8 tRNA genes are annotated in these 916 nt (G+C 51.7%); all 8 read right to left on the bottom strand.

Annotated elements, in window-relative coordinates:
- Nucleotides 1-133: 133 nt before the first annotated feature.
- Nucleotides 134-209: transfer RNA gene (locus ACQCT8_RS18950), tRNA-Ala, on the bottom strand.
- Nucleotides 210-227: 18 nt separating this feature from the next.
- A tRNA-Pro gene (locus tag ACQCT8_RS18945) sits at nt 228-304 on the bottom strand.
- 10 nt (nt 305-314) lie between these two features.
- Nucleotides 315-391, bottom strand: a tRNA-Arg gene (locus ACQCT8_RS18940).
- A gap of 29 nt (nt 392-420) precedes the next feature.
- Nucleotides 421-506: transfer RNA gene (locus tag ACQCT8_RS18935), tRNA-Leu, on the bottom strand.
- 28 nt (nt 507-534) lie between these two features.
- Nucleotides 535-609, bottom strand: a tRNA-Gly gene (locus ACQCT8_RS18930).
- An 8-nt stretch (nt 610-617) separates the two neighbouring features.
- Nucleotides 618-702, bottom strand: a tRNA-Leu gene (locus ACQCT8_RS18925).
- Nucleotides 703-712: 10 nt separating this feature from the next.
- Nucleotides 713-788, bottom strand: a tRNA-Lys gene (locus tag ACQCT8_RS18920).
- 9 nt (nt 789-797) lie between these two features.
- Nucleotides 798-873: transfer RNA gene (locus tag ACQCT8_RS18915), tRNA-Thr, on the bottom strand.
- Between the last annotated feature and the right edge of the window lie 43 nt (nt 874-916).

Raw genomic sequence — 916 nt, 5'->3', positions numbered from 1 at the left:
CACGCCGCCAGCGTTCGTCCTGAGCCAGGATCAAACTCTCCGTAAAGTGTTTGATAAAGCTCATAGTGTTTCTTGTAAATCTTGTACTAACGTTGACGTTTTTGGTTGTTTAGTTTTCAAGGTTCAATCTTAATGGTGGAGCCTAGCGGGATCGAACCGCTGACCTCCTGCGTGCAAGGCAGGCGCTCTCCCAGCTGAGCTAAGGCCCCTAAATTGGGATAATATAATGGTCGGGAAGACAGGATTCGAACCTGCGACCCCTTGGTCCCAAACCAAGTGCTCTACCAAGCTGAGCTACTCCCCGAAATATAGGATGGCGCGCCCGAGAGGAGTCGAACCCCTAACCTCTTGATCCGTAGTCAAACGCTCTATCCAATTGAGCTACGGGCGCCTAATAGTATCCTAATTAAGTTAAAACAGTGCCGAGGGCCGGACTCGAACCGGCACGGTGGAAACCCACCGCAGGATTTTAAGTCCTGTGCGTCTGCCAATTCCGCCACCCCGGCTAAGGCAGTAATAATACATTTAATACTTTGGAGCGGAAGACGAGATTCGAACTCGCGACCCCCACCTTGGCAAGGTGGTGTTCTACCACTGAACTACTCCCGCATAGTATATGGTGCGGGTGGAGGGACTTGAACCCCCACGCCTTACGGCACTAGATCCTAAGTCTAGCGCGTCTGCCAATTCCGCCACACCCGCATATACATAATGGTGAGCCATGTAGGATTCGAACCTACGACCCTCTGATTAAAAGTCAGATGCTCTACCGACTGAGCTAATGGCTCGAAGAAAACTGGTGCCGGCAAGAGGACTTGAACCCCCAACCTACTGATTACAAGTCAGTTGCTCTACCAATTGAGCTACACCGGCAAGATGGTGGAGAATGACGGGCTCGAACCGCCGACCCTCTGCT

The sequence above is a fragment of the Jeotgalibacillus proteolyticus genome (assembly GCF_050107735.1).
Lineage (GTDB): Bacteria > Bacillota > Bacilli > Bacillales > Jeotgalibacillaceae > Jeotgalibacillus > Jeotgalibacillus proteolyticus_A.
The sequence above is the reverse complement of the archived record's forward strand: the minus strand, read 5'-3'. Positions and strand labels throughout refer to the sequence as shown.